This window comes from Hymenobacter terrenus, assembly GCF_000972495.1.
GTDB lineage: Bacteria > Bacteroidota > Bacteroidia > Cytophagales > Hymenobacteraceae > Hymenobacter > Hymenobacter terrenus.
Genome location: NZ_LATM01000001.1, coordinates 1,045,708 through 1,066,403 on the forward strand (window position 1 = coordinate 1,045,708; position 20,696 = coordinate 1,066,403).

General features: G+C 58.0%; 19 protein-coding genes. 8 read left to right on the forward strand and 11 right to left on the reverse strand.

Annotation, left to right across the window (positions count from 1 at the left end):
* Positions 1-24: 24 nt before the first annotated feature.
* Positions 25-1,071, reverse strand: a complete 1,047-nt coding sequence (locus tag WX88_RS04420; RefSeq protein WP_082115833.1) for an SMP-30/gluconolactonase/LRE family protein — start codon at positions 1,069-1,071, stop codon at positions 25-27.
* A 166-nt stretch (positions 1,072-1,237) separates the two neighbouring features.
* On the opposite strand from WX88_RS04420, the gene WX88_RS04425 reads away from it, so the two are divergent.
* Positions 1,238-3,148 carry an ABC-F family ATP-binding cassette domain-containing protein gene (locus WX88_RS04425; RefSeq protein ID WP_046242969.1) on the forward strand — a complete coding sequence of 637 codons (1,911 nt, stop codon included), beginning with the start codon at positions 1,238-1,240 and terminating at the stop codon, positions 3,146-3,148.
* Positions 3,149-3,322: 174 nt separating this feature from the next.
* Here WX88_RS04425 and WX88_RS04430 read toward each other — a convergent pair whose 3' ends face one another.
* From WX88_RS04430 to WX88_RS04455, 6 genes are all read right to left on the reverse strand, one after another.
* A complete protein-coding gene (locus WX88_RS04430) occupies positions 3,323-4,114 on the reverse strand; it encodes a M28 family metallopeptidase (protein WP_046242970.1) in 792 nt (263 codons plus the stop codon).
* 316 nt (positions 4,115-4,430) lie between these two features.
* Positions 4,431-5,015 carry a DUF7822 domain-containing protein gene (locus WX88_RS04435; RefSeq protein ID WP_156175937.1) on the reverse strand — a complete coding sequence of 195 codons (585 nt, stop codon included), beginning with the start codon at positions 5,013-5,015 and terminating at the stop codon, positions 4,431-4,433.
* Between the two features lie 76 nt (positions 5,016-5,091).
* A complete protein-coding gene (locus tag WX88_RS04440; RefSeq protein ID WP_197076663.1) occupies positions 5,092-5,499 on the reverse strand; it encodes a DinB family protein in 408 nt (135 codons plus the stop codon).
* Positions 5,500-5,656: 157 nt separating this feature from the next.
* Entirely contained in the window at positions 5,657-7,486 is a 1,830-nt protein-coding gene (locus WX88_RS04445) for a cytochrome-c peroxidase (RefSeq protein WP_052732320.1), read from the reverse strand.
* Positions 7,487-7,488: 2 nt separating this feature from the next.
* Positions 7,489-8,391: a leucine-rich repeat domain-containing protein gene (locus WX88_RS04450; protein ID WP_052732321.1), complete on the reverse strand. Its 903-nt coding sequence runs from the start codon at positions 8,389-8,391 to the stop codon at positions 7,489-7,491.
* Between the two features lie 26 nt (positions 8,392-8,417).
* Positions 8,418-10,109 carry an alkaline phosphatase PhoX gene (locus WX88_RS04455; protein ID WP_052732322.1) on the reverse strand — a complete coding sequence of 564 codons (1,692 nt, stop codon included), beginning with the start codon at positions 10,107-10,109 and terminating at the stop codon, positions 8,418-8,420.
* Between the two features lie 158 nt (positions 10,110-10,267).
* Between WX88_RS04455 and WX88_RS04460 the strand changes: the two genes are divergently transcribed.
* Together WX88_RS04460 and WX88_RS04465 are read left to right on the forward strand one after the other, a co-directional pair.
* A complete protein-coding gene (locus WX88_RS04460) occupies positions 10,268-11,611 on the forward strand; it encodes a type IX secretion system plug protein (protein WP_052732323.1) in 1,344 nt (447 codons plus the stop codon).
* A gap of 368 nt (positions 11,612-11,979) precedes the next feature.
* A complete protein-coding gene (locus WX88_RS04465; protein ID WP_046242972.1) occupies positions 11,980-13,422 on the forward strand; it encodes a M48 family metalloprotease in 1,443 nt (480 codons plus the stop codon).
* Positions 13,423-13,635: 213 nt separating this feature from the next.
* On the opposite strand, the gene ychF is transcribed toward WX88_RS04465, so the two are convergent.
* A complete protein-coding gene (gene ychF / locus WX88_RS04470) occupies positions 13,636-14,736 on the reverse strand; it encodes a redox-regulated ATPase YchF (RefSeq protein ID WP_046242973.1) in 1,101 nt (366 codons plus the stop codon).
* A gap of 374 nt (positions 14,737-15,110) precedes the next feature.
* Positions 15,111-15,479 (reverse strand): DUF3276 family protein, encoded by a 369-nt coding sequence (locus tag WX88_RS04475; protein ID WP_046242974.1) that lies wholly within the window; start codon positions 15,477-15,479, stop codon positions 15,111-15,113.
* A gap of 185 nt (positions 15,480-15,664) precedes the next feature.
* Between WX88_RS04475 and WX88_RS04480 the strand changes: the two genes are divergently transcribed.
* The 4 genes from WX88_RS04480 to WX88_RS29850 all read left to right on the forward strand — a co-directional run bounded on the left by WX88_RS04480 (position 15,665) and on the right by WX88_RS29850 (position 17,877).
* A complete protein-coding gene (locus WX88_RS04480) occupies positions 15,665-16,582 on the forward strand; it encodes a DUF58 domain-containing protein (protein WP_046242975.1) in 918 nt (305 codons plus the stop codon).
* Positions 16,583-16,807: 225 nt separating this feature from the next.
* On the forward strand, positions 16,808-17,035 hold the full coding sequence (locus WX88_RS04485; protein ID WP_046242976.1) for a hypothetical protein: 228 nt from the start codon (positions 16,808-16,810) through the stop codon (positions 17,033-17,035).
* 132 nt (positions 17,036-17,167) lie between these two features.
* Positions 17,168-17,626, forward strand: coding sequence for a hypothetical protein (locus tag WX88_RS04490; RefSeq protein ID WP_046242977.1), 459 nt, complete (start codon positions 17,168-17,170; stop codon positions 17,624-17,626).
* A gap of 80 nt (positions 17,627-17,706) precedes the next feature.
* A complete protein-coding gene (locus WX88_RS29850) occupies positions 17,707-17,877 on the forward strand; it encodes a hypothetical protein (RefSeq protein ID WP_156175938.1) in 171 nt (56 codons plus the stop codon).
* A 121-nt stretch (positions 17,878-17,998) separates the two neighbouring features.
* On the opposite strand, the gene WX88_RS04495 is transcribed toward WX88_RS29850, so the two are convergent.
* Both WX88_RS04495 and WX88_RS04500 read right to left on the reverse strand, forming a co-directional pair.
* The gene (locus WX88_RS04495; protein ID WP_046242978.1) at positions 17,999-18,760 is read right to left on the reverse strand and encodes an SDR family oxidoreductase; all 762 of its coding nucleotides are present in this window, start codon (positions 18,758-18,760) and stop codon (positions 17,999-18,001) included.
* Positions 18,761-18,837: 77 nt separating this feature from the next.
* Positions 18,838-19,254 (reverse strand): helix-turn-helix transcriptional regulator, encoded by a 417-nt coding sequence (locus tag WX88_RS04500; RefSeq protein WP_046242979.1) that lies wholly within the window; start codon positions 19,252-19,254, stop codon positions 18,838-18,840.
* Positions 19,255-19,931: 677 nt separating this feature from the next.
* On the opposite strand from WX88_RS04500, the gene WX88_RS04505 reads away from it, so the two are divergent.
* On the forward strand, positions 19,932-20,627 hold the full coding sequence (locus tag WX88_RS04505) for a hypothetical protein (protein WP_046242980.1): 696 nt from the start codon (positions 19,932-19,934) through the stop codon (positions 20,625-20,627).
* Positions 20,628-20,696 lie beyond the last annotated feature (69 nt).

Sequence of the window (20,696 nt, forward strand, 5' to 3'; positions counted from 1 at the left end):
CTTTTTGCGTTAAACGGGTGACGGTTACGGGAAAACCACGCGGTTGATGCTGTACTGGCTAACGGCTGGGGTGCGGCCAGCGAATAGCGCGTCGAGGTTGGCGTAGAGCACGTAGCTAGCGCCGTCGCGGCGGGCGAGGGTGGTGGGAAACTGGGGCTGCGTAGCGAAGGTACCCGACAGCGTGGCCGACGCAAAGCCGTCGGTAGTTGCCAGGCGGAGCACCTTGGCCTGGTCATTGGTCACTACTTGCAGGGTGGTATTGTCTTGCAGCAGCAGGCCATCGGCCCCCACCAAAGACAACCCTTGTGGGGTGGTGACCTTCGCGTAGCCCGCGGGATTGTTGAGCGGCACTTTATAGATGGCGCCTTCGTCGGACTTGACCACCAAGAGGTATCCGTCCGGATGGAACACGATGCCGTTGAAGCCAAAAGTGCCGGGGGCCTGGGGACCCAGGCGCGCCGCGTCCTCGAAGAAGACGGTGGCGTTATTCTGAGGGTCTACTTTATAGATGAGGTTCGAGAAGCTGTCGGTGACGTAAGCGTTGCCTTGCGCGTCCACGGTTACGTCGTTGGCGAAGTGGCCGAGGTCAGGGCGTAGGCTGCCCAACTCCACTATCGTGGGTGCGGCACTTGGGGCATTCTGATTAAAAATGGCCAACCGGGCCAGCTTGCCTTGGGTGGCGGTGGTTGTGCGCTCCTGGTTGGTGCCCGGGTCGGCAATGGCGACCAGCACGCGACCACGGGGCTCATCGAGGAAAGTGCCGATGGCCGAAACCAGCTTAGGGTCGTCGGGGAAGGCGGTGCTGTAGGTACCATCGTCTTTCACCTGACCCAGGCGGCCGGTGGTGACGGAAGTTACCAGGAAGCGGCTGTTTTTAGCATCATACTGCACGCCTTCGGGGTAGAGGCCGGCCTGCGTGAAGGTTATGGTAGTGGGCAAGCTTGGAGAAGACACTTCTGGTTCGTCGTCGTCATCGGAGCAGGATGAGAGCAACGCCAGGCCCAGCAGGGCGACGGGGGCCATGCGCCGGGCAGAGGCCATGAGGCGGAAAGGTGATTGAAATACGGACATTAAATTGGGAATGAAGAATGGGTAAATGAGGTTTTACAACTACCCATGTACAGACATTGTTTGTGCAGGTCAACAGACATTGGGCTTATAAACCTGGTTCTGGCGCACTTTTGAACGATGAGCTCAGCCGGGCGCCGTACCTTTGCCCTCCAATACCTCCGACCAGATGATTTCCATTTCCGACCTCGACTTTCACTTCGGCTCCCGCACGCTTTACGACGGTGCCAGCCTGCACATCAAGCCCAAGGACAAAATCGGCCTGATTGGCTTAAATGGCACCGGCAAATCCACCTTGCTGCGCCTGCTGGTGGGCGAATACAAGGCCGACGGCGGCTCAATTTCAATGAGCAAAGAAGTCAGCCTCGGCTTCCTGAACCAGGATTTGCTAAGCTACGACACCCACGAAAGCATCCTGCACGTGGCCATGCAGGCCTTCGAGGAAGCGTTGGAGCTTCAAAAGAAAATTGACGACATCCTTGTCCAGTTCGAAACCGACTACTCGGATGATTTGGTCGACAAGCTGGCCACCATGCAGGAGCGGTTTGAGGCGCTGGGCGGCTACACCATGCAGGCCCGCGCCGAGGAAATTCTGGAAGGCTTGGGCTTCTCGACCGAGGACCTGACCAAGCCGCTCAAGTCCTTCTCGGGGGGCTGGCGAATGCGCGTGATGCTGGCTAAAATCCTGCTCCAGCAGCCCTCCCTCCTGCTGCTCGACGAACCGACCAACCACCTGGACCTGCCGTCTATCAAGTGGATTGAGAACTACCTGGCCGACTACGAGGGCGCCGTCATCATCGTGAGTCACGACCGCGCCTTCCTCGACCGCACTACCAACACCACCGTCGAGGTACTCGGCGGCAAGCTGGTGCCCTACGCCGGCAACTACTCCTACTACCTCGAAGAAAAAGAGGAGCGCAACGCCATCCAGAAAGGCGCTTTTGAAAACCAGCAGGCCCAGATTCGGCAGGCCGAGCGTTTCATTGAGCGCTTCAAGGCCAAAGCCAGCAAAGCCAAGCAGGCTCAAAGCCGTGTGAAGGCCCTCGACAAGCTGGAGCGCATCGAAGACGTCGCGCAGGACGCGGCCAAAATCAACATGAAGTTCACCTTCAAAGTCGAGCCCGGCCGCCACATCCTCCGCATGGAGCACGTGACCAAGAAGTACGACCAGAAGCTCATCTTCCGCGACACGAACGTGCACATCGAGCGAGGCGACAAAATTGCCCTCATCGGCGCCAACGGCAAGGGTAAATCGACGCTCATGCGCCTCGTGGCCGGCACCGAGGCCCCTACGGCCGGCAAGCACCAGCTGGGCCACAACGTGATTATGTCGTTCTACGCCCAGCACCAACTGGAAAGCCTCACGCTCGACAACGAGATTTTGCAGGAGATGAGTGAGGCCGGCTCGAAGCGCAACGACATGGAACTGCGCTCGGTGCTGGGCTCCTTCCTGTTCACGGGCGAAGAGGTATTTAAGAAAATCAAGGTGCTGAGCGGGGGCGAGAAAAGCCGCGTGGCCCTGGCCAAAACCCTGATTTCGGAAGCCAATTTCCTGCTGCTCGACGAACCGACCAACCACTTGGATATGGTGTCGGTCAACATCCTCATCCAAGCCCTGGAGCAGTACGAAGGCACCTTCATCGTCATCAGCCACGACCGCTACTTCGTGGAAAACGTAGCCACCAAAATCTGGTACATCGAAGACTACCAGCTGAAAGAGTACCCCGGCACCTACGTGGAGTACGAGCAGTGGCAGGAAGACCGCGAAAAAGCCGCTAAGAAAGCTGGCCTACCCAGCCCTTCGGCCCCCAAGCCCCAGCCCAAAGAAGAGAAAACAGCCGACGCTTCTCCAGCCAAAACGTCGTCGCCCGACCAAAAGAAAGCCCTCAAGGAGCTAGCTGAAGTTGAAGCGAAAATCGACACGCTGGAAAAGGAATTAGCGGGCTACGAAAAGCAGCTGGCCGACCCGAAAATCTACGAAAATGCGGCGCAGTTGAAAGACGCGACGATAAAATTCGAGCAGGTGAAGAAGGAATTGGCCCAGCTGACTGACCGGTGGGAAATGCTGGCCGAGGTGTAGTGTTTTTTCACGAAATAGAAGCCCCGTCAGATGCATCTGACGGGGCTTCTTTATTCAAAGAAATAAGCAAATGTGCATTAGTACGAATGCGTACGGCGTATTAAGTAACTAAAGGCCCCAACTTTTCAATTCTCTGTTTACCAATTGTTATCATCTTAACTGGTAGCGGTAGTTTTACTGGGTGGCCCGGATGGTTTCCCAAATGGCAGCTGATGTCATTGTCAGCGCGGCTTCATTCAGCTTTTCGTAGGTATCCGTGGGCTGATGGTAATGCTTGAAAAGGGGAGCTTGCGCCAATATCTCCATCAATTCTGCGGTATTAGCTTGCTGCTCGATTGCCTGGAAATAGTAATGCGCAGTGGCAATATCCTGGTCCGTAATGCATGTTATGGTAAAGGCGTCGCGCAGTCCGGCTTGGCGAAAAGGCAAATGGTCGGCAGTATTAGTCACTATCTGGTCAAACCTGCTACAGTTCACCTGCTGATGCCTGGCAACTGCCTCAAACGCCTGGAGCAACTGCCCACTGTGCGAGGCATCTACCGGCCACAGGGCAAACTTATCGCCCATGCCAACCAGCTCCATATTTAGCAGTCCCGTCAGATTCCGAATACCATATTGCGCGACGTAGGCTAGCGAGCCTTTCAGGCCCGTTTCCTCTTCATCAAAGAAGAAGACCCGCACGCCGGCAGTGCTGTTAGCCTCTTGGTGCTTCCGAATAATATCAAGGCCGACGGCAATGGCCGAGCCATTGTCGTTGGCGCCAGCTGAAATGGGCACGCGGTCGAAATGGGTGCCCACCCCAATTTTGCTTTCTGCCCGCCCCAAATCAACGAATAGATTGGTGCCAGTGGCATACTTCTGCTCCACGTAGCGGACGCCCAATACGTCGAGGTGTTCCATAATCAGCGCTTGCCGCGTGGCATTGGGCTGGCCGTCAAGCAATTTTACGATTTCCAGAAGTTTCATTTGAGTGAGGCGCGGCTGTGCTTTTCTGAAATGGCAGGTGGTAGTTGATTGTTCTTGGCAGAACACTCAGCAAGCGTAAGCAAGGCCGACTGAACGGCCCGAGCTCTATCAGGCGAATGTAGCTTGTCAGTCGGCCGTGCTAAGCGCGCGGCAGTACCCGTTCTATGCGCTTTCGTCTCCTACCCCATCCTAATATTAATTTCGATGGTGTGCCCGAAGAACATCTCATCGTCAATGGTCGCCGAGGCGTCGGTGTAAAATGCACATCGCTCAGGGTTACGCACGACGAGGACAGCCGTTATTCTTATTCTATCACTTACGCTTTGAGGTCATAATATAACGTATCTGTCCAAAAGTCAAACCAATCAATTTCTTCGATTTCTATCTGTCCGTATTGGGTACATACGTCTTCAAAGTCATTATAAAAGGATGTTTCGTAAATATCTTTTTCAACAAGGTCACCTCTAAGGTGCTTGGCATACATTTCTTCAATTTGATTTTTTATCCCCTCCAATTCTTGAACCATTCCTGCGACGAAATTATCTTCGCTTGACTGTATTATTTCAAAACTCTCTAAAGTAACATATTTCTGTTTTCGTTGACCTAACACCTCTTTACTTACTGCCACAAAAGTTTCAAACGAGTCGCTATGAAAGGATTTATCATACGTCAAAATCAGTTCTAAAAAATTAAAAACTAAATTCTTTCCCTTTTCAAAGTCTCCTATAACAGCGGTCTTCTCTTCTTCCTCGATAACATTTGAAAAAATTATTTCAGTGTTGAACGCTACTAGTAGCAAATACAAAGGATGCACTTCATAATTGTATTCTGAGAGTCCGACAGCTTCTATAGGACCTTGAGAGTAACTGTTTGCAGTGTACACAAAACTTCTATTTGCCATGACTTTTCTATTGATTAACGATATGTTTATTTTGAAACAACGCCTTTTCCAGCTTGTAAGCACCTTTATTATCAGTTCAAAACATCAACTCCGTGATTTTAGGTAAATGATGGTCATCGTGCTCGGCTACAAATAAAAACAAATCCATGGTCCGCATGGGTGTCTTTAGTCTTGGGTGAAGCGCCCTCATAAACACTTGCTCCTCATTAAGCCCTCTCAGCAGTTGCAACGTTTCCACCCTTGTCTGCCTGAATGCCGCAAGCAGTTTTTTTACAGGTGTTAAGTTGTGATTAGCCTCTGTTGTCCTTGTGTTTTGTAAATCGGTCGGCCTTAGTTCTGTTTGTCCCTTTAGAATATCTTCTAATCGGCCTTGCCACAATGGCTCCAGGTCGGTTAAGTGGCCAATATTCTCTTTTATAGTCCAGGAATTATTAACCCGAATGCTTAACAATTCCGACGGAATCAGACGTATCTTCTCATCCAAGCGAATGGGAGTTCCCAGAGTCGCTCTAGGATAGCAGGAAAGATGTTTGCAGTGGAGTTAAAACGAAAATCCCGGTTAAACCAGTCTACTTGCTTCATGGGAAAAGGCTCTTATAGTTGCCACGAATTAAGCAGATTACGTCGTATTAATTGACCACTTAATACGCCGCGGCCGGGGCATCGTTCAGCGACTTGATGAAGGCGATGATGGACTGCTGCTCGGCTTTACTCAGATGCAGTCGGTCTTCGGCCAGGGTTTGGGTGGGCACCGCCAGGCCCAGGCCGATGCCACCGCCGCGATTATAGAAGTCGAGCACCTCCTCCAAGGTCTGGTAAACGCCGTTGTGCATATATGGTGCGGTGAGAGCGGTATTGCGCACGGTGGGCGTTTTGAAGGCATATTGCTGGTGGGCGATGCCGTAGAGCAGGTATTTGCCTTGGTCGGCATCCAGCACCGGATGCAGCGTATCGGGGGTGGCGGGCACGCCCAGCACCTCGCTCTCCGTCTTGTCGTAGAGGGGCGGCACGGTGCCGTTGAACAGGGGCATGTAGTGGCAGGTGCCGCACTGCGCTTTGCCCATAAATAGGTTGAAGCCCTGCACTTCCTGGGCGCTGAGCACGGTAGAGTCGCCGCGTAAAAACTGGTCGAAGCGACTGTTGAGGCGCACCAGGGAACGGACGTAGGCCGCCACCGAGCGGCGGATGTTACGCTCGGTCACGGGCTGGCGCTCCGTGGCAAAAGCCTGGGCAAACAGCCGGACGTAGGTGCTCCGCTTGCGCAGCAGAGCTGGCGCCTGGCTCAGCTGCCCGCCCATCTCCGACTTATTGGATACCACAGCGTGCACCTGGTCTTCAAGGAAGTGTACTCGCCCGTCGTAGAACTGGTCGGGTTGCAGCGCGGCATTGAGCAGCGTGGGCGTATTGCGTTCCAGAGCGGCGCTGGTCAGCAGGGAGCTGTTCACGCGCAAGCCATCGGTGTAGGCGCGACCGGGCACATGGCAGCTGGCGCAGGAGCGCCCCGCCCGCCCCGAAAGCAGGGGCTCCTGAAACAAAGCCGCTCCCAGTGCCAGCACGGCCGGCGTAGGTGCGGCAGCATCGGCCGGCGCGAAGAACGCCGCATCAAATGCATCAGCATCAAAGTAGCTGGTCGCTCCCACGCGCACGGCGCGCCGGGCCGTCACCGGGGCAATGCCGCGCTCGGCCTGGGCCTGCCGCAGGGCAGCCAGTGCGGGGTTGAAGTAGCGCCGCAGGAAAGCGGCCCGGTCGAAGCTGTTGAAGGTCTGACCGGGGGCAGTGAGGGCTACTGCCCCGCGCCGCAGGGGCGCCGTGAGCACGGCTGGCACGTCGTATAGGGCCAGTACGTCGCGGCTGGCCTGTAGCGTGACGGCCGCCTCAGGCAGTGCCGCGTGGGCCGCCGGCGAGTCGAATCCCGAAATGCCTTTGGCAGCCAGCCGATACAGGTTCAGACGCAGGGCGTCAAACACTTCGGCATCGGCAAAGGTCAGATTTGGAACTTGCTGCTCCAACACGCGCACCTGCGAGAGCAGGTTGTCGAGCTCCTGATGCATCAGCTCCCGGGTGGCGCGGGTGGGTGAGGCGGTGTACACGTGCTCTTCCAGGACCTGGAAGCCGGTGGGCGGGATGACTTCGCCCGGTTCGCCGGCTTCGGTTTCGGGCAAGGCGGCACCGTTGAGGCGTTGGGCCACGTGCGGGTAATAATATTCCACGGCAAATTCCAGACGCTTGTACTCTGCCCGACAAGCGGCAAACTTTGCCCGCAAGGCTGTGGTATCGGCTTGGTAGGCGCTGGTTTGGAACTGCGCCAGAGCCGCGTGCAGCCGCTGCAGATGGGCACCGTAGTAGTCCTTCACCCGCTCGGCGGGCGTGGGCAGCAGCACGGCAAACGAGAACAGCACTCCCGACAAAGCCAGCAGCAGCAGGCGGCCCGAACGGCGCAGGGAGCGGGAGCGAATGAGGTGCAGGCGCATGGCTATTGAAAGTAGAATTTGGTGCCCGGCAGCGCAGCTTCGGCCCGGCGGCGAGCTTCGGGCGTAAAGGCGTTGCGCATCACGATGACGGTTTTCAGGTGTTTGAGTCGGCCCAGGGTGCGGGGCAGCTCCGTAAGCTGGTTGTCGTTGGCAATCAGCATTTCCAAGTTGCGCAGCTGGCCCAGACTCTTGGGCAAAGCCCGCAACTGGTTGCCCGATAGGATAAGTACGCGCAGCTCTTGGCAGCCGCCCAGGCTGGTGGGCAAGGCCTCCAGCTGGTTGTTGGAGAGGTTCAGCTCCTGCAGGCGGGCCAGCTTGCCGAGCCCGTCGGGCACACGTTGTAGCTTGTTATCGTTTAAGTACATGTAGCGCAGGGCGTGCAGTTGGCCCAGCGAGGCCGGCAGGTAGAGCAGCTGGTTGTACGAGCCATCAAGGTGTTCGAGCTGACCCAGTTTGCCCAGCTCTTCGGGTAGAGAAGCCAGATTGTTGTGGCCCACCAGCAGAAAGCGCAGGCTGTCGACCCCGCCGATGCTGGGCGGCAACTCCGCCAACAGGTTCTGGTCGACTTGCAGCTGCTGAAGCCGGTGCAGGTTGCCGAGGGTTGGTGGTAAATCCAGCAGGCCATTCTTATTAGCGAACAGCACCCGCAGGCTATCGAGCCGGGTTACTTCCTCGGGCAAGTGGCGCAAGTGGTTTTCGTGCACGTAGAGCTGCCGCAGCCGTGGCAGTTGGGCCACGCTCGGCGGCAGCTGCTCCAGGCCTTGCCCGCGCAAGTTCAGCTCCCGAATGCAAGTGGGCCGGCTCATCGCATCGGCCAGGGTGAAAGCGGCCGGCGTGGCGCAGATTCGAGCCTGCGCGAAACAAGTGTTGCCCTGCAGAGCTTGCAGGGCAACACTTAGTAGCATCAAAAAGAGGAGTGGACTTCGCCGCACTATTGCTTGATGAAGGGACGAGTGGTAGTAGTGGTAGCCGTTTTAACAACCAGGTTGTAGTGGCCGCTGCGCAGCTTGCCAACCGGCACCTGGAGGTTATTTACGCCCGCGTTCAATACTACCGACTGCTGCGACACGCGGCCTCCGATGGCATTGAATACTTGCAATGTAGCACCCTCCTTGCGGCTATGAGTCAGCGCAATGGTTAGTTCAGCACCTTCCACCGGGTTCGGATACACGTCGGCACGGGCTAGCTCAGCTTTGCTATTGGACGTGGCCACAGAGGTGCCCAGCGTGCCTTTGCGACCGATAACAATTGCCGAAGACTTGTTGAATACTACGGCCTGGCCAGCGGCATCAGTCGTAGCCAAAGCGTTAGTGGAGCTGGGGTTCTGCATGGAGATGAACAGGAACTGCTCGTCGGGCGAGAAGGTCATCCCTGTGGGCTCGCAGCCAGCGGGCGTTACGGCGAAGATTTCGACGGCTGGGACGGTTTGGGTGTGGCAGGGCTTCACCATCCACACGTGGTTGCGGCCCCCATCTTGCAGCACGTAAAGGTTGCCCTGCGAGTCGAAGGTGAGGTTGTCGTTGCCGGTGCCCCAGTCTTCGTTGATGGTGCCAGTGCCGTAGTTGATGGGGTAGGTGCGCAACACGCCCGTGCCGGGGGTGTAGGCAGGCGTGTTGCCCACGAAAATTTCAAATCCGCTAATGGTGGTGCCGGTAGTGCCGGAGTCGGTGAAGCGGTAGGTAGTGCCGGGACCTTTGGCAGTAAAGTAAATCTGGCCAGTAAGGGGACTAATTTCAACATCTTCAACGCCGTTGAAGTTGGTGGCGCCCAGCGCCAGCGCTGTGGCCGTGGTGGTATTGCACTCGGCGGGCGTGCTATTGGGCACTGGCAACCAGGTACCAGTGGTGGCCGTGCCCAGGGCGCCGTCCATCTTCAGCACGTACAGGGTACCATTGGCGAGCTGCCCGGCCGTGGTAGCCACGTATTTGTATACGAAGCTATTAGCACCTTCGTCGGCGCCTTCGTATACGGTGCGCTGGTCGGCGGCTACCACCACGTTTTCGTGCTTGATGCGGCCCATGCGCCAGAGCTTGTCGGGAGTACCGTCACCGTTCTGGTCTTTCACCGTGTGAGTGGCCGGGTCTATTTCGACGTTCCAGCCGAAGTCGAGGTAACCGTCGCCGTTGCTGTCGGTAGGCGCGGTGGGCGTGTTCTCCTCACAGGTCACTACCGTGCGCCAGGGGGTCACGCCGCCCGAGCAGTTGTTGTACGTACCTACCACGGCTCCGAAATTCACTGGGTCTTTGGCCGTCACGTTCCACAGCTTGGTACCGGCGTTGAAGTTCAGAGCCAGCATGCTCACGCCCGAGGTAGCGGCCGAAGAGCCCTCGTGGTTGATGGACAGGTAGCCGTTGGTGCTGCTCGTGCCCACCGGTACGTAGCCCGTGAAGTCGAAAGACTCCTTTACCGCGCCGTCAGCGGCCGTCGAATAAGGAGCGCCACCTTGTACCAGCAGTTGAAAAGTGTGCGTAGCGGGGATGCGCAGATCCTGGGGCTGCGTAGAAGGCATCACCGACGTAAATTGGCTGATGTAGTTGGCTGGCAACGATGGACAAGGGCCCTGTGCCAGTGCCTGGCCGCCGCTTAATAGGGCAGCAGACAACAGAGTAGCAGTGTTTTTCATGAGATGCGAGTCGTATGGTTAAAGCACAGTACAAACTTAGAGTTACCCTATTCCCTTTGGATCACGTTAACGTTATCACTAAATGAAGCCTACGCTGGCTGTTATTACTAGCAGGCTCAACCGTGGCTAAACGCCAAGTTGGCCCTACATTCGCCCCCATGCCTCGCCTTCTTCCCTGCGCTTTCCTTCTCCTGGCCTCGGCCTGCGTGCCTCTCGGCACCCCCATCACCGACCCCAACGCCGCCAGTCGTGCCCCCGGCCAGCAAAAGCCGCCGGAGTATTATGCCGATAAAACCCTGCGCTACCAAGACTATACCTACGCCCCGGAGGTGCGCAGCGTGCAGTGCTACGTGGCCACCGGGCAGCAAAATGAGGTGTTTCAGCCCCCGGTGGTACCGCTGGGCCAGAGCCAGGCCATCACCCTGGAGTTCGACATGCTGGGTGAGCAGAGCCAGCGCTACACCGCCAGGCTCATTCACTGCGACCTGAACTGGCAGCCGTCGATATTAACGGACATGCAGTTTTTGAGTGAGATAAACGAGTTTCTCATCACCGATTACCGGGTGGGTGTCAACACGAAGGTGCCGTATTTCCACTACCGCATGCGCGCCCCGAGCGTGAAGCTCAGCGGCAACTACCTGCTGGTGGTGCAAAGCCAGGGCGGGGTGCCCATCGTCTCGCGCCGGCTGCTGGTATATGAAAACCAGGTGCAGGTGGCCCTCAAGCCTGGGATTGTAGTGGGTGGGCAAGAGCGCTACACCTTGCAGCAGCTCGACTTTGCGGTGAGCTACCCCAGCGTGGAGCTGGTGAACCCAGCCGCCGAAGTGAAGGTGATATTGCGGCAGAACTTCCGCTGGGACAACGCCAAATATAACCTGCGCCCCACCTTCGTGCGCGACGCCGAACGCCGGCTCGACTACCAGTATTTCGGCTTCGAGAATGCCTTCCCCGGCCTCAGCGAGTACCGCTTCTTTGACACCCGCTCCATCCAAACCGTCGGCATTGGTGTACTGCACGTCGACCCACGCACGGCTCCCGTCAGCGTAACCTTACAGCCCGAAACCACGCGCGACAAGTTGGCTTACAACCAGTACCAGGATGCAAACGGTCAGCGCGTGTTCGAAAGCCGCGAGTTCGGCAGCGGGGCTACCAATGCCGACTATGCCGACGTTACCTTCCAGCTAAAAGCCGACCAGCCCGCCCCCGGCCCCGTGTATGTGTTCGGCGCCCTCACCGACTGGCAGCTCAAGGATGAGTTCAAGCTGACTTACGACGAGGGCAAGCAGCTTTACACTGGTCACTCCCTGCTCAAGCAGGGCTATTATAACTACGATTTTGCCGTGGCTGGCGCCCGCGGGGCAGCCCCCAACGAAGTATATTTCGAAGGCACCCACCAGCAAACCGAAAATCAGTACGACCTGCTGGTGTACTACCGCCCGCCCGGCACCCGCGCCGACTTACTCATCGGCTACCAAACCGTGGCCATGAACAGCCGTATCTAACTCCGTTAGTTACCGCTGCACTATCCGCTGCTTATCAAAGCCGGCATGGGCAAAAGTAATGAGCAGTTTGCGTGGACTGCGCTTGGGAAATCAGTGTAGAGCAAGGAAAAAAGACTGCCAGCCAAATGGCCGCGCCATTGTTTCTTGTTGGGGGCGTTTGGGATGAAAATTCGTGCCGTTTGGTAATATGGCAGGGAAATAGCTTGCGGGTACAGTTGGCCATATGCTACGGTAGTACTGATAGCTCGCGGTTAACTGCTTGGCTGTCGTGCTGGCGCGGCGCAACCCTCGCCCCCCATGCCTGCGTTGCAAGCCCATCCGTAGCATTCTCCTTGCAAAGCTCTTTTAGTTAGTTTTTATTTATGTCCATGAACTCCCCTATCTTCAGCACCCTGCGCACCGGCGCCCTCCTGTTGCTGCTGGCACCGCTCGCCGGTTCTTCCAGCGTAACCAACTGGGCCGGACGTCTTCCAGAAAACCGCCCCACGCAAGGCCCCAAGCCCGACCCGGCCGTAATAGCCCAGTTTGGCCTCTATAATAATGCCGCCTTGCAAAAGCTCATCGATGCCAAAGGCAAACAGATGACCGCCGTGTCGGACCGCCCCGGCAACTATGGCTTCACGATAGTGGATTCACCCGTAATCAACGCTTTTGCTACGCCCGATGGCCACGTGTACTTCACCCGTGGTATCATGGCTCACTTCAACAACGAGGCGCAGTTTGCCGGCGTGCTGGGCCACGAGTTAGGCCACATCACCGCCCGACACGGCAAGAAGCAGCAAACCCGCAGCACCATTGCCGGCATCGGGATGATACTCGGCTCGGTGATTGCGCCCCGCGTGATGCAGTCGGTTGGGGGCATTGCGCAACAGGCTGTGGGCCTGGGTATGCTCAAGTACGGCCGCGACGACGAGAATGAGGCCGATGACCTTGGGGTGAAGTATTCCACCAAAATTGGTTATGATGCGAGCAACATGGCCGACTTCTTCCAGACCTTGTCGCGCACCGAGGCCCAGAGCGGCAGCAGCATCCCCACGTTCCTCTCCACTCACCCCAACTCGGCCGACCGCTATACGCGTGTGAAAGGGCTGGCTTCCCGAGCCCGGCAGTCGACGGGCGGACGGCCCCTGGCCGTCAACCGCGACCAGTACCTGCGCGCCATCGAAGGCCTGAACTATGGCGAAGACCCCCGCCAGGGCTTCGTGGAAGGCAGCGTGTTCTATCACCCCGACCTGAAATTCCGCTTCCCCATCCCCTCGGGCTGGAAATCCCAGAACTCGCCTGAGCAGTTCCAGATGCAGGAGCCCAACGGCAAAGCGCTGCTGGTGTTCTTGGGCGCCGGCAACGGCACGCTCGATGCCGCCGCACAATCCCTGGCTAAATCCATCGGCCTGCAGTCGGCCAATGCCCAGAAAACAACCATCAACGGCTTCCCCGCTATGGTGATTGAAGGAGACCAAACCGCCTCCGACCAAAACAGCACGCCCGCGCACGTGCTCGCCCAGCTTATTCAGGACGGCCAGAGCGTGTACGCATTCGTCGGGCTGGCCGCCTCCGGTTCGTTTTCCACCTATGCTCCGCAGTTCCAGCAAGCGGCCCAGGGCTACGCCCGCCTTACCGAGGCCAGCAAGCTGAACCGCCAGCCCGAGCGCATCCGCATCAAAACCGCCACCAGCAGCACCACGCTGGCCTCCGCCTTAGCGGCCAATGGTATCCCGAGCAAGCGCTACGAGGAGCTGGCTATTCTGAATGGAATGAAAACCAATGACCAGTTGAGCAAAGGAATGCTCTATAAGGTGGTGGGCAAATAGGACCGCAGATGAAACGAATTTTAACGGATGGAACGGATTTTTTGTGGTTCCGCATCGAGAGAACAAGAACAGTGCTATGCCAAGTCAAGAATGAAAAAGAGGCCGCTCATCTGAGCGGCCTCTTTTTTTTGTGGAGCATACGGCTTGAATGAAATTCACGAATGGGAACCACAAAAAATCCGTTCCATCCGTTAAAATCCGTTTCATCTGCGGTCAGACGTTGAACCGGAAGTGCATGATGTCGCCGTCCTGCACCACGTAGTCTTTGCCTTCCACGGCCATTTTGCCGGCTTCTTTGATTTTTACTTCGGTTTTGTATTCCTGGTAATCGGCTAGTTTGATTACCTCGGCGCGGATGAAGCCTTTTTCGAAGTCGGAATGAATGACGCCGGCGGCGGCGGGCGCTTTATCGCCCCGGTGAATGGTCCAGGCGCGGACTTCCTGCACGCCGGCGGTGAAGTAGGTAATTAGGTTAAGCAGCTCGTAGCTGGCGCGGATCAGCTTGTTCAGGCCCGACTCGGTGAGGCCGTACTCGCCCAGGAACAGGGCTTTTTCCTCGGGGTCTTCCATCTCGGCAATCTGCGCTTCGATGGCGGCCGACACTAGTACTACCTGAGCACCTTCGGCTTTCACGTGCGCACGCAGGGCTTCCACGTGCTTGTTGCCGTTGGTGGCGATGCTGGCCTCGTCCACGTTGGCCACGTAAATCACGGGCTTGATGGTGAGCAGCTGCAGGTCGGCCACGGCTTCCAGCTCTTCGGGCGTGGCGTCTACGGCGCGGGCGTTCTGCCCGGCTTCGAGCGCGGCCTTGAAGCGCTGGAGCGCGGCTACCTCTTTCTTGGCCACGGCGTCGCCGCCCTTGGCGCTGCGCTCCGATTTCACCAGCTTCTTGTCCACGCTCTCCAAATCTTTGATTTGAAGCTCGGTGTCAATTACGTCTTTGTCGAAAACGGGGTCGACGCCACCGGCTACGTGCACGATGTTAGGGTCGTCGAAGCAGCGGACGACGTGGATGATGGCATCGACTTCGCGGATGTTGGCGAGGAATTTATTGCCCAGACCTTCGCCCTTGCTGGCGCCCTTCACGAGGCCGGCAATGTCGACAAACTCGATGATGGTGGGCAGCACGCGCTTGGGGTTTACAAGGCCCTCCAGGATTTGGAGCCGCTCGTCGGGCACGGTGATGACGCCCACATTGGGCTCGATAGTGCAGAAAGGGTAGTTGGCCGATTCGGCCTTGGCGTTCGAAAGCGCGTTGAAAAGAGTGGATTTACCGACGTTCGGCAAGCCGACGATACCGCAGCGGAGGCCCATTATGTGGAGTTATGAGTTAAGAATTAGGAATTATGAGTTGGGCATAATTCAGCTGTAAAGGTACGGCGGGGGCATGCAGTTGTGGCACGCAATTCTAGCAGAGCTGTAGCCACGCAACTGTGGCACATCTGTGACACGTCTGTGGCACGCAACTGTGGCACGCAGCCTTTGCTGCGTGTAACGAGCATAGCGAGTACAAGCGCTAGAACCAGACGTTGGGACTCGCTGCGCTCGTTACACGCAGCAAAGGCTGCGTGCCACAGCTGTGCCACAGTTGCGTGGCCACATCTGTACCACCGCTATGCGCCTCAACAGAACGGCGCGAACGGACCGGGGTCCATTCGCGCCGTTTTGCGCTTTTGGTGGGCGCTGGGTTAGTAGTTGTCGTCGCTGCGGTTGGGGTCGAAGGGGGGGCGCTCGAAATCCTGGCGGGGCCGGTCCCGGTCGTCGTATTCGCGGGGGCGGTCGAGTTCGGCCACTTCTTCGGGGGTGAGCAATTCTTCGCGGACGTAGTCCACGGCGTCTTGCAGGGCATCAACGAACTTGAGAAAATCTTCCTTGTACAGGAAAATTTTATGCTTTTCGTATGAGACGGAGTCGTCACCGTTCTGGCGGCGCTTGCTCTCGGTGATGGTCAGATAGTAATCCTGGCCACGGGTGGCTTTCACGTCGAAGAAGTACGTGCGTTTGCCAGCTTTAATGCGTTGGGAATAAATTTCTTCCTGTTCGTGACGGTCGTCCACGGGAATGGGTTGGGGTATGAGTGGGAAATATAGTCGGTCGGTTGATTGAAGGGCCTAACTTACGAAGGACGGAGCAAAGGTGAATGCCCACCGAGGCGTGAGGCAGGCTGACAGACGGGCGGCGGTGACATTCTTGCCCGGCGTAACGTTCTTTATAGTCTCAACCATCCCTCCCCCACCGCCTCATGCCCATTGACCTCGCCGCCATCCGCTCCTTCGAGAACCTTGAGTTTCTGGCCCGCCAGTTGGTGGATGGCTTCATCACCGGCCTGCACCAGTCGCCCTACCACGGGTTTTCGGTGGAGTTTTCGGAGCACCGCCTCTACAACCCCGGCGAAAGCACGCGGCACATCGACTGGAAGGTATTTGCCCGCACCGATAAGCTCTTCGTGAAGCGCTACGAGGAGGAAACCAACCTGCGCGCCCACCTGCTGCTCGACGTGAGCCCGAGCATGTACTATCCCGCCCCGGGCTACGACAAGCTCAAGTTCAGCATTCTGGCCGCGGCGGCGCTCACCACGCTGCTCACCCGGCAGCGCGATGCCGTGGGCCTCGTCACCTTTGCCGAAACGGTGGAGCTGCAAACGCCGGTGCGCTCCACCAGCACCCACCGCCACACCCTGCTGCTGGCCCTGCAACAGCTGCTGGAGCGCCCGCCCGCGCCCAAAACCGTGCGCGGCACCGACGTGACCGGCACTGTGCACGCCATTGCCCAGCAGATTCCGAAACGCTCGCTCGTCATCCTGTTCAGCGACATGCTGGGGCGCGGGCAGGCCGAGCAGGCGGCGGCCCTCGCCGCCCTGCAACACCTCAAGCACCAGCACCACGAGGTGCTGCTGTTTCATGTGCTGGACCGGGCTACGGAGGCTAATTTCGACTTCGCCGAGCGGCCCTACATCTTCGAAGATGTGGAAACCGGGCTCGAAATCAAGCTGCAACCTTCGCAGATAAAAGAGCAGTACCAGGCCGCCATGACGGCCTACGAGCAGGAGCTGGCCCTGCGCTGCGGCCAGCTGCGCATCGATTTCGTGCCTGTAGACGTGCGCGAGCCCTTTGAGAAAGTGCTCTATGCCTACCTCGTGAAGCGTGGCAAGGTGAAGTAGCGCGTTGCGCTGCGATTGAGTGATTGGTAATAGAAGAACGTCAGTCATGCTGAGCGTAGCCGAAGCATCTCTACCGCGAGAGTAAATAATTACTACCACAGGCGAGATGCTTCGGCTGCGCTCAGCATGACGTTCTTTTTAGTAGCACCTATTTACCCATTCCTACCAATCACTCTCTCGCCTCATGTACCGAACCTTACTATTCCGCCATTATTTCGTCAGGCCGTGCTTCTCGTTGATACGCTATTAATTCTGCTGGTTGCGGCGCTGGTCTTCGCTCCCATCACCGGTTACATTGCTTACAGCCACGGCCGGTCGTTTTGGCGATGGTTCGGGCTCGGGATGGTTTTGCCGTTTTTCTCCGTATTCATTGCCCTCTTTGTCGCCATGCGCGAGCAACTGGCCGAAGAACGGGCCAACCGCCTGCCCAAGCCGCCGCCCCCGGCCGCGTAGCCTTCGTCTGGGAGGATTTGCCCGGCGTGGGGGCGCCCCGTGCCGGCCCCGGCCTTACCTTTGCCCCACTGATGGCCCGTGGTTTAGCTGGTATGCCGTAGCGCGGACTTTCGCTCACCTCTTCCCCTTTTTATGTATCAAACACTGCTTCTTCTTCATTCCTGGTCCCGCTGGTTCGTGTTGCTGACGGGTATTTTCGCCGTGTATCGCGCCTACGTGGGGTGGTCGGGCCGGCGGCCGTTTACCAAGGGCGACAATGGCATCAGCGCCAGCTTTTCGGGGTTTATGTGGCTACAGGTGCTCATTGGCCTGGGCCTGTATTTCGGCCTCAGCCCCTGGGGCCTGAACGCCATGAAGCAGGCCGGAGCCATGAAGGACCCCACCGCCCGCTTCTTCGGCATGGAGCACGTGGTGGTGATGATTCTGGCTACTGTGCTCGCGCAAGTGGGCCGCATCGCCCTCAAGAAAGCGCCCGAAGACACGCTCAAGCACAAAAAAGCCTTCACATACTTCGGTATTGCACTTCTGCTCGTGCTGCTCATGATTCCGTGGGGCATCTGGAATCCGGCGCGGCCGCTTTTTCGTTTCTAAGTTTTAGGTATTAAATTTGGGCCGCTCCGTACAAGACGCAGCCACTCCGCTATTTTGCTCGGTTATCTTTTGCTCAGCCCGTGTCCACCACGCCGAAACGTTCCTACTCCATAGAGGACTTCTCCGATTTGATAAACTCTCGCCTTCAACTATTAGAAGGTCAAAAAGAAGCCCAGGAGCGCTACGGTAGCCTGCTAGCCGTGCTGCGCCAGCAGGTAGATTCATATCGCCTGCGCCGGTTGCAGAAGTAAGTATTTCACGCTAACCCCAGGCGCTGCTTTTACGCGAAAAGGCCTGCCGGATTCATTTCCGGCAGGCCTCTTTTATGCGGGTTGCCCGTGGAGGCAGCTGTTATTTAGCCTCGATGGGCCCTTACAGGAATATGCCGCCGGACGCTTCCAGGCGTTGGCCATTGACCCAGCGGGCATCGTCGGTGCAGAGGAAGGCGACCACGCCCCCGATGTCGTCGGGCAGCCCCACGCGGCCCAAGGCTGTTTGCGAAGCTATGAGGGCGTTGATTTGGGCATTGTCGCGCACGTGGGCATTGTCAAAGTCGGTTGCGATGGCGCCGGGCGCCACCACGTTGGCGGCAATGCCGCGGACGGCCAGCTCCTTGGCCTGGTAGCGGGTCAGGACTTCGAGGGCGCCCTTCATGGCCGCGTAGGCCGAGTAGCCGGGCAGGGTGAAGCGGGCCAGGCCGGAAGAGATGTTGATGACGCGCCCGCCGTCGGCCAGCAGGGGCAGGGCCTTTTGCGTGAGAAAGTAAGGGCCTCTGAGATGGGTGTTCACCATCTCGTCGAACTGCGCTTCGGTGGCATCGGAAAAGGCGGCGTGGATGCCCGTACCGGCGTTGTTGACCAGAAAATGAAACTGCTCGGCCTCGAAGGTATCGTGCAGCGTGGTGCGGACCTGGGCGAAGAAGGCATCGAAGCTGCCGGCATCGGCCACGTTGAGCTGCAAGGCGGCGGCGGTGCGGCCGTGCAACTGGATTTCGGCTACTACGGCCTCGGCTTCGGCCTTTTTGCTGTGGTAGGTAAGGAGTACGTCGATGCCTTTTTTGGCCAGGTTCAGGGCCATGTTCTGGCCCAGGCCGCGGCTGCCGCCGGTTATCAGGGCTATTTTGGGGGTGCTCATCGGGCTATTCTTTTAGGTGAAGAGGATGGCACAAAGGTCTGGCCCCCGGCAGGCCGGCTAATGGTGAGTGTTTCAGTTTAAATGGTGAGGATTTCCGCATTTGCCTCCCGCCGCCGGGCCCACGCCTGCTCGCGGTACTGCTTGGGCGTGCAGCCTTCGAAGCGCTTGAAAAACTTGGTGAAGTTCGACGCGTCGTAGGTGAGGTTGGCGGCGATGTCGGCCACGGGGCGGTCGGTATCGCGCAGCAGCTGCCGGGCCGCGTCCATGATGCTGGCCTCAAAAAAGAAGCAGGGCGCGTGCCCGGTCGTCAGCTTGAGGGTATTGCTGAGGTGGGTGGGGTGAATGAACAGCTGCGCGGCGAAGTCGCGGATTTCCAGCATCTCGGTGGCGCGGCCCGCCACAACGTCGGCCACGTGCGCGGCCACGAGGCGCTGGAAATCGGCGGTGATTTCGTGCTGGCGGGCCAAAATTTTCTTGGGGATGGGCGTGGGCATGGGGTGATTCGTGGTATGAGGTGGAGTATTAATAAAGAGTATCTTCTTTTTTTGGATTAGGGCAGTTTTCGGGTTCGTGTACTGCTGTATGTTATCCTCGTCGCGAAGAGGTTCGCAAAAATTGTCTGACGGATGTAGAGACGCGACCCTTCGCGTCTCGGCGTTGAACGATACCCAAACGGCGCGAACCCGGAGACGCGAAGGGTCGCGTCTCTACATCGTTCTCGCAAACCACTTCGCGACGTGTATAAACCCCAACACAACCAATACGGGAGTCTGCCGCCGTCGAAGCGGCAGGCTCCCGTATTGGTTGGTTGGGAGTATTATGAGCCAAATCCTCCGCCCCAAGTTTGGGAAGGCAGGGTTTGGGGCCAAATCCTACCTTCCCAAACTTGGGGCGGAGGATTTGAAGCCTCAACCGGCCACCCCAAACTTGGGGCGGAGGATTTGGAGCCAAAATACGTCTCCCCAAACTTGGGGCGGAAGATTTGGGGCCAAACCCTGCTCCCCAAACTTGGGGCGGGGGTTTTAGAGCCAAACCTTGCTCCCCAAACTTGGGGTGGCCGTTTAGAAGCGCACTTCTGGGTAGCCAAGCCCGGAAATAAAGCAAGAAAGGCTACTATAGCTCAATTTTTTAACTACCTTACAAGCTCACGTTTCCCTAACCTTTGTTGCCTATGTTTCTCCCCTACTTTAAGAATCCGTTTCTCAACAAAAACCTGCCTCGGGAAGCCTTCCGCGACCTGATGGCCACCCACCTCGCGCTCCTCACCGGCCAGAACGAGGCCGGCCGGTACACGGCCATGATTGATGCCCTCCAGCCCCTCCACGACGGTTACGCCGCCTTCCTCGGCGACCAGGACCAGCACCTGGGCACCCGGCTGGGCAACACCGACGAGGTGGAAAAGCTGCTGGCCGACTTCAAGCGCTTCGCCCAAAAAGAGCTGCTCGTGGATGTCGAGTACCTCTTCGGCCGCAAACAGCCGAACCCCCAGGCCCTGGCCGAATTCCTGCCAAAGGGCCGGTCCGAATACAGCGGCGCCACCCTCCTCACCCTGCCCACCCTGCTGGAGCGCGCCGCCGCGCTCACCACCACCTACCAGCAGGTGCTGGGCGAGGGTCTGACCGCCCGCGCCGCCCAGCTCAAGCAGGAGTATGAGCAGATTCGACAGGCCCAGGGGGCCAGCAAAGGCACGGTGCAGGGCGACAGCAAGAAAGAGAAAAAGCTGCGCAAAGCCGCCGCCCGCCAGCTCAAGCTCAACCTGCTCGACCAGCTAAAGCTTCACATTGATGAGCCCGACGCCGTGAAGGCGCTCTACGACCCGAAGCTCTTCACCCAGCCCGGCAAAGGCACCATCACCGTGGAAGGCTAGCCGCCCCGCCCCGTCGCCACGCAGGCGGCGGGGCTTTTTTATGGCCGGTCGCTCTATCTTCGCCGCTCC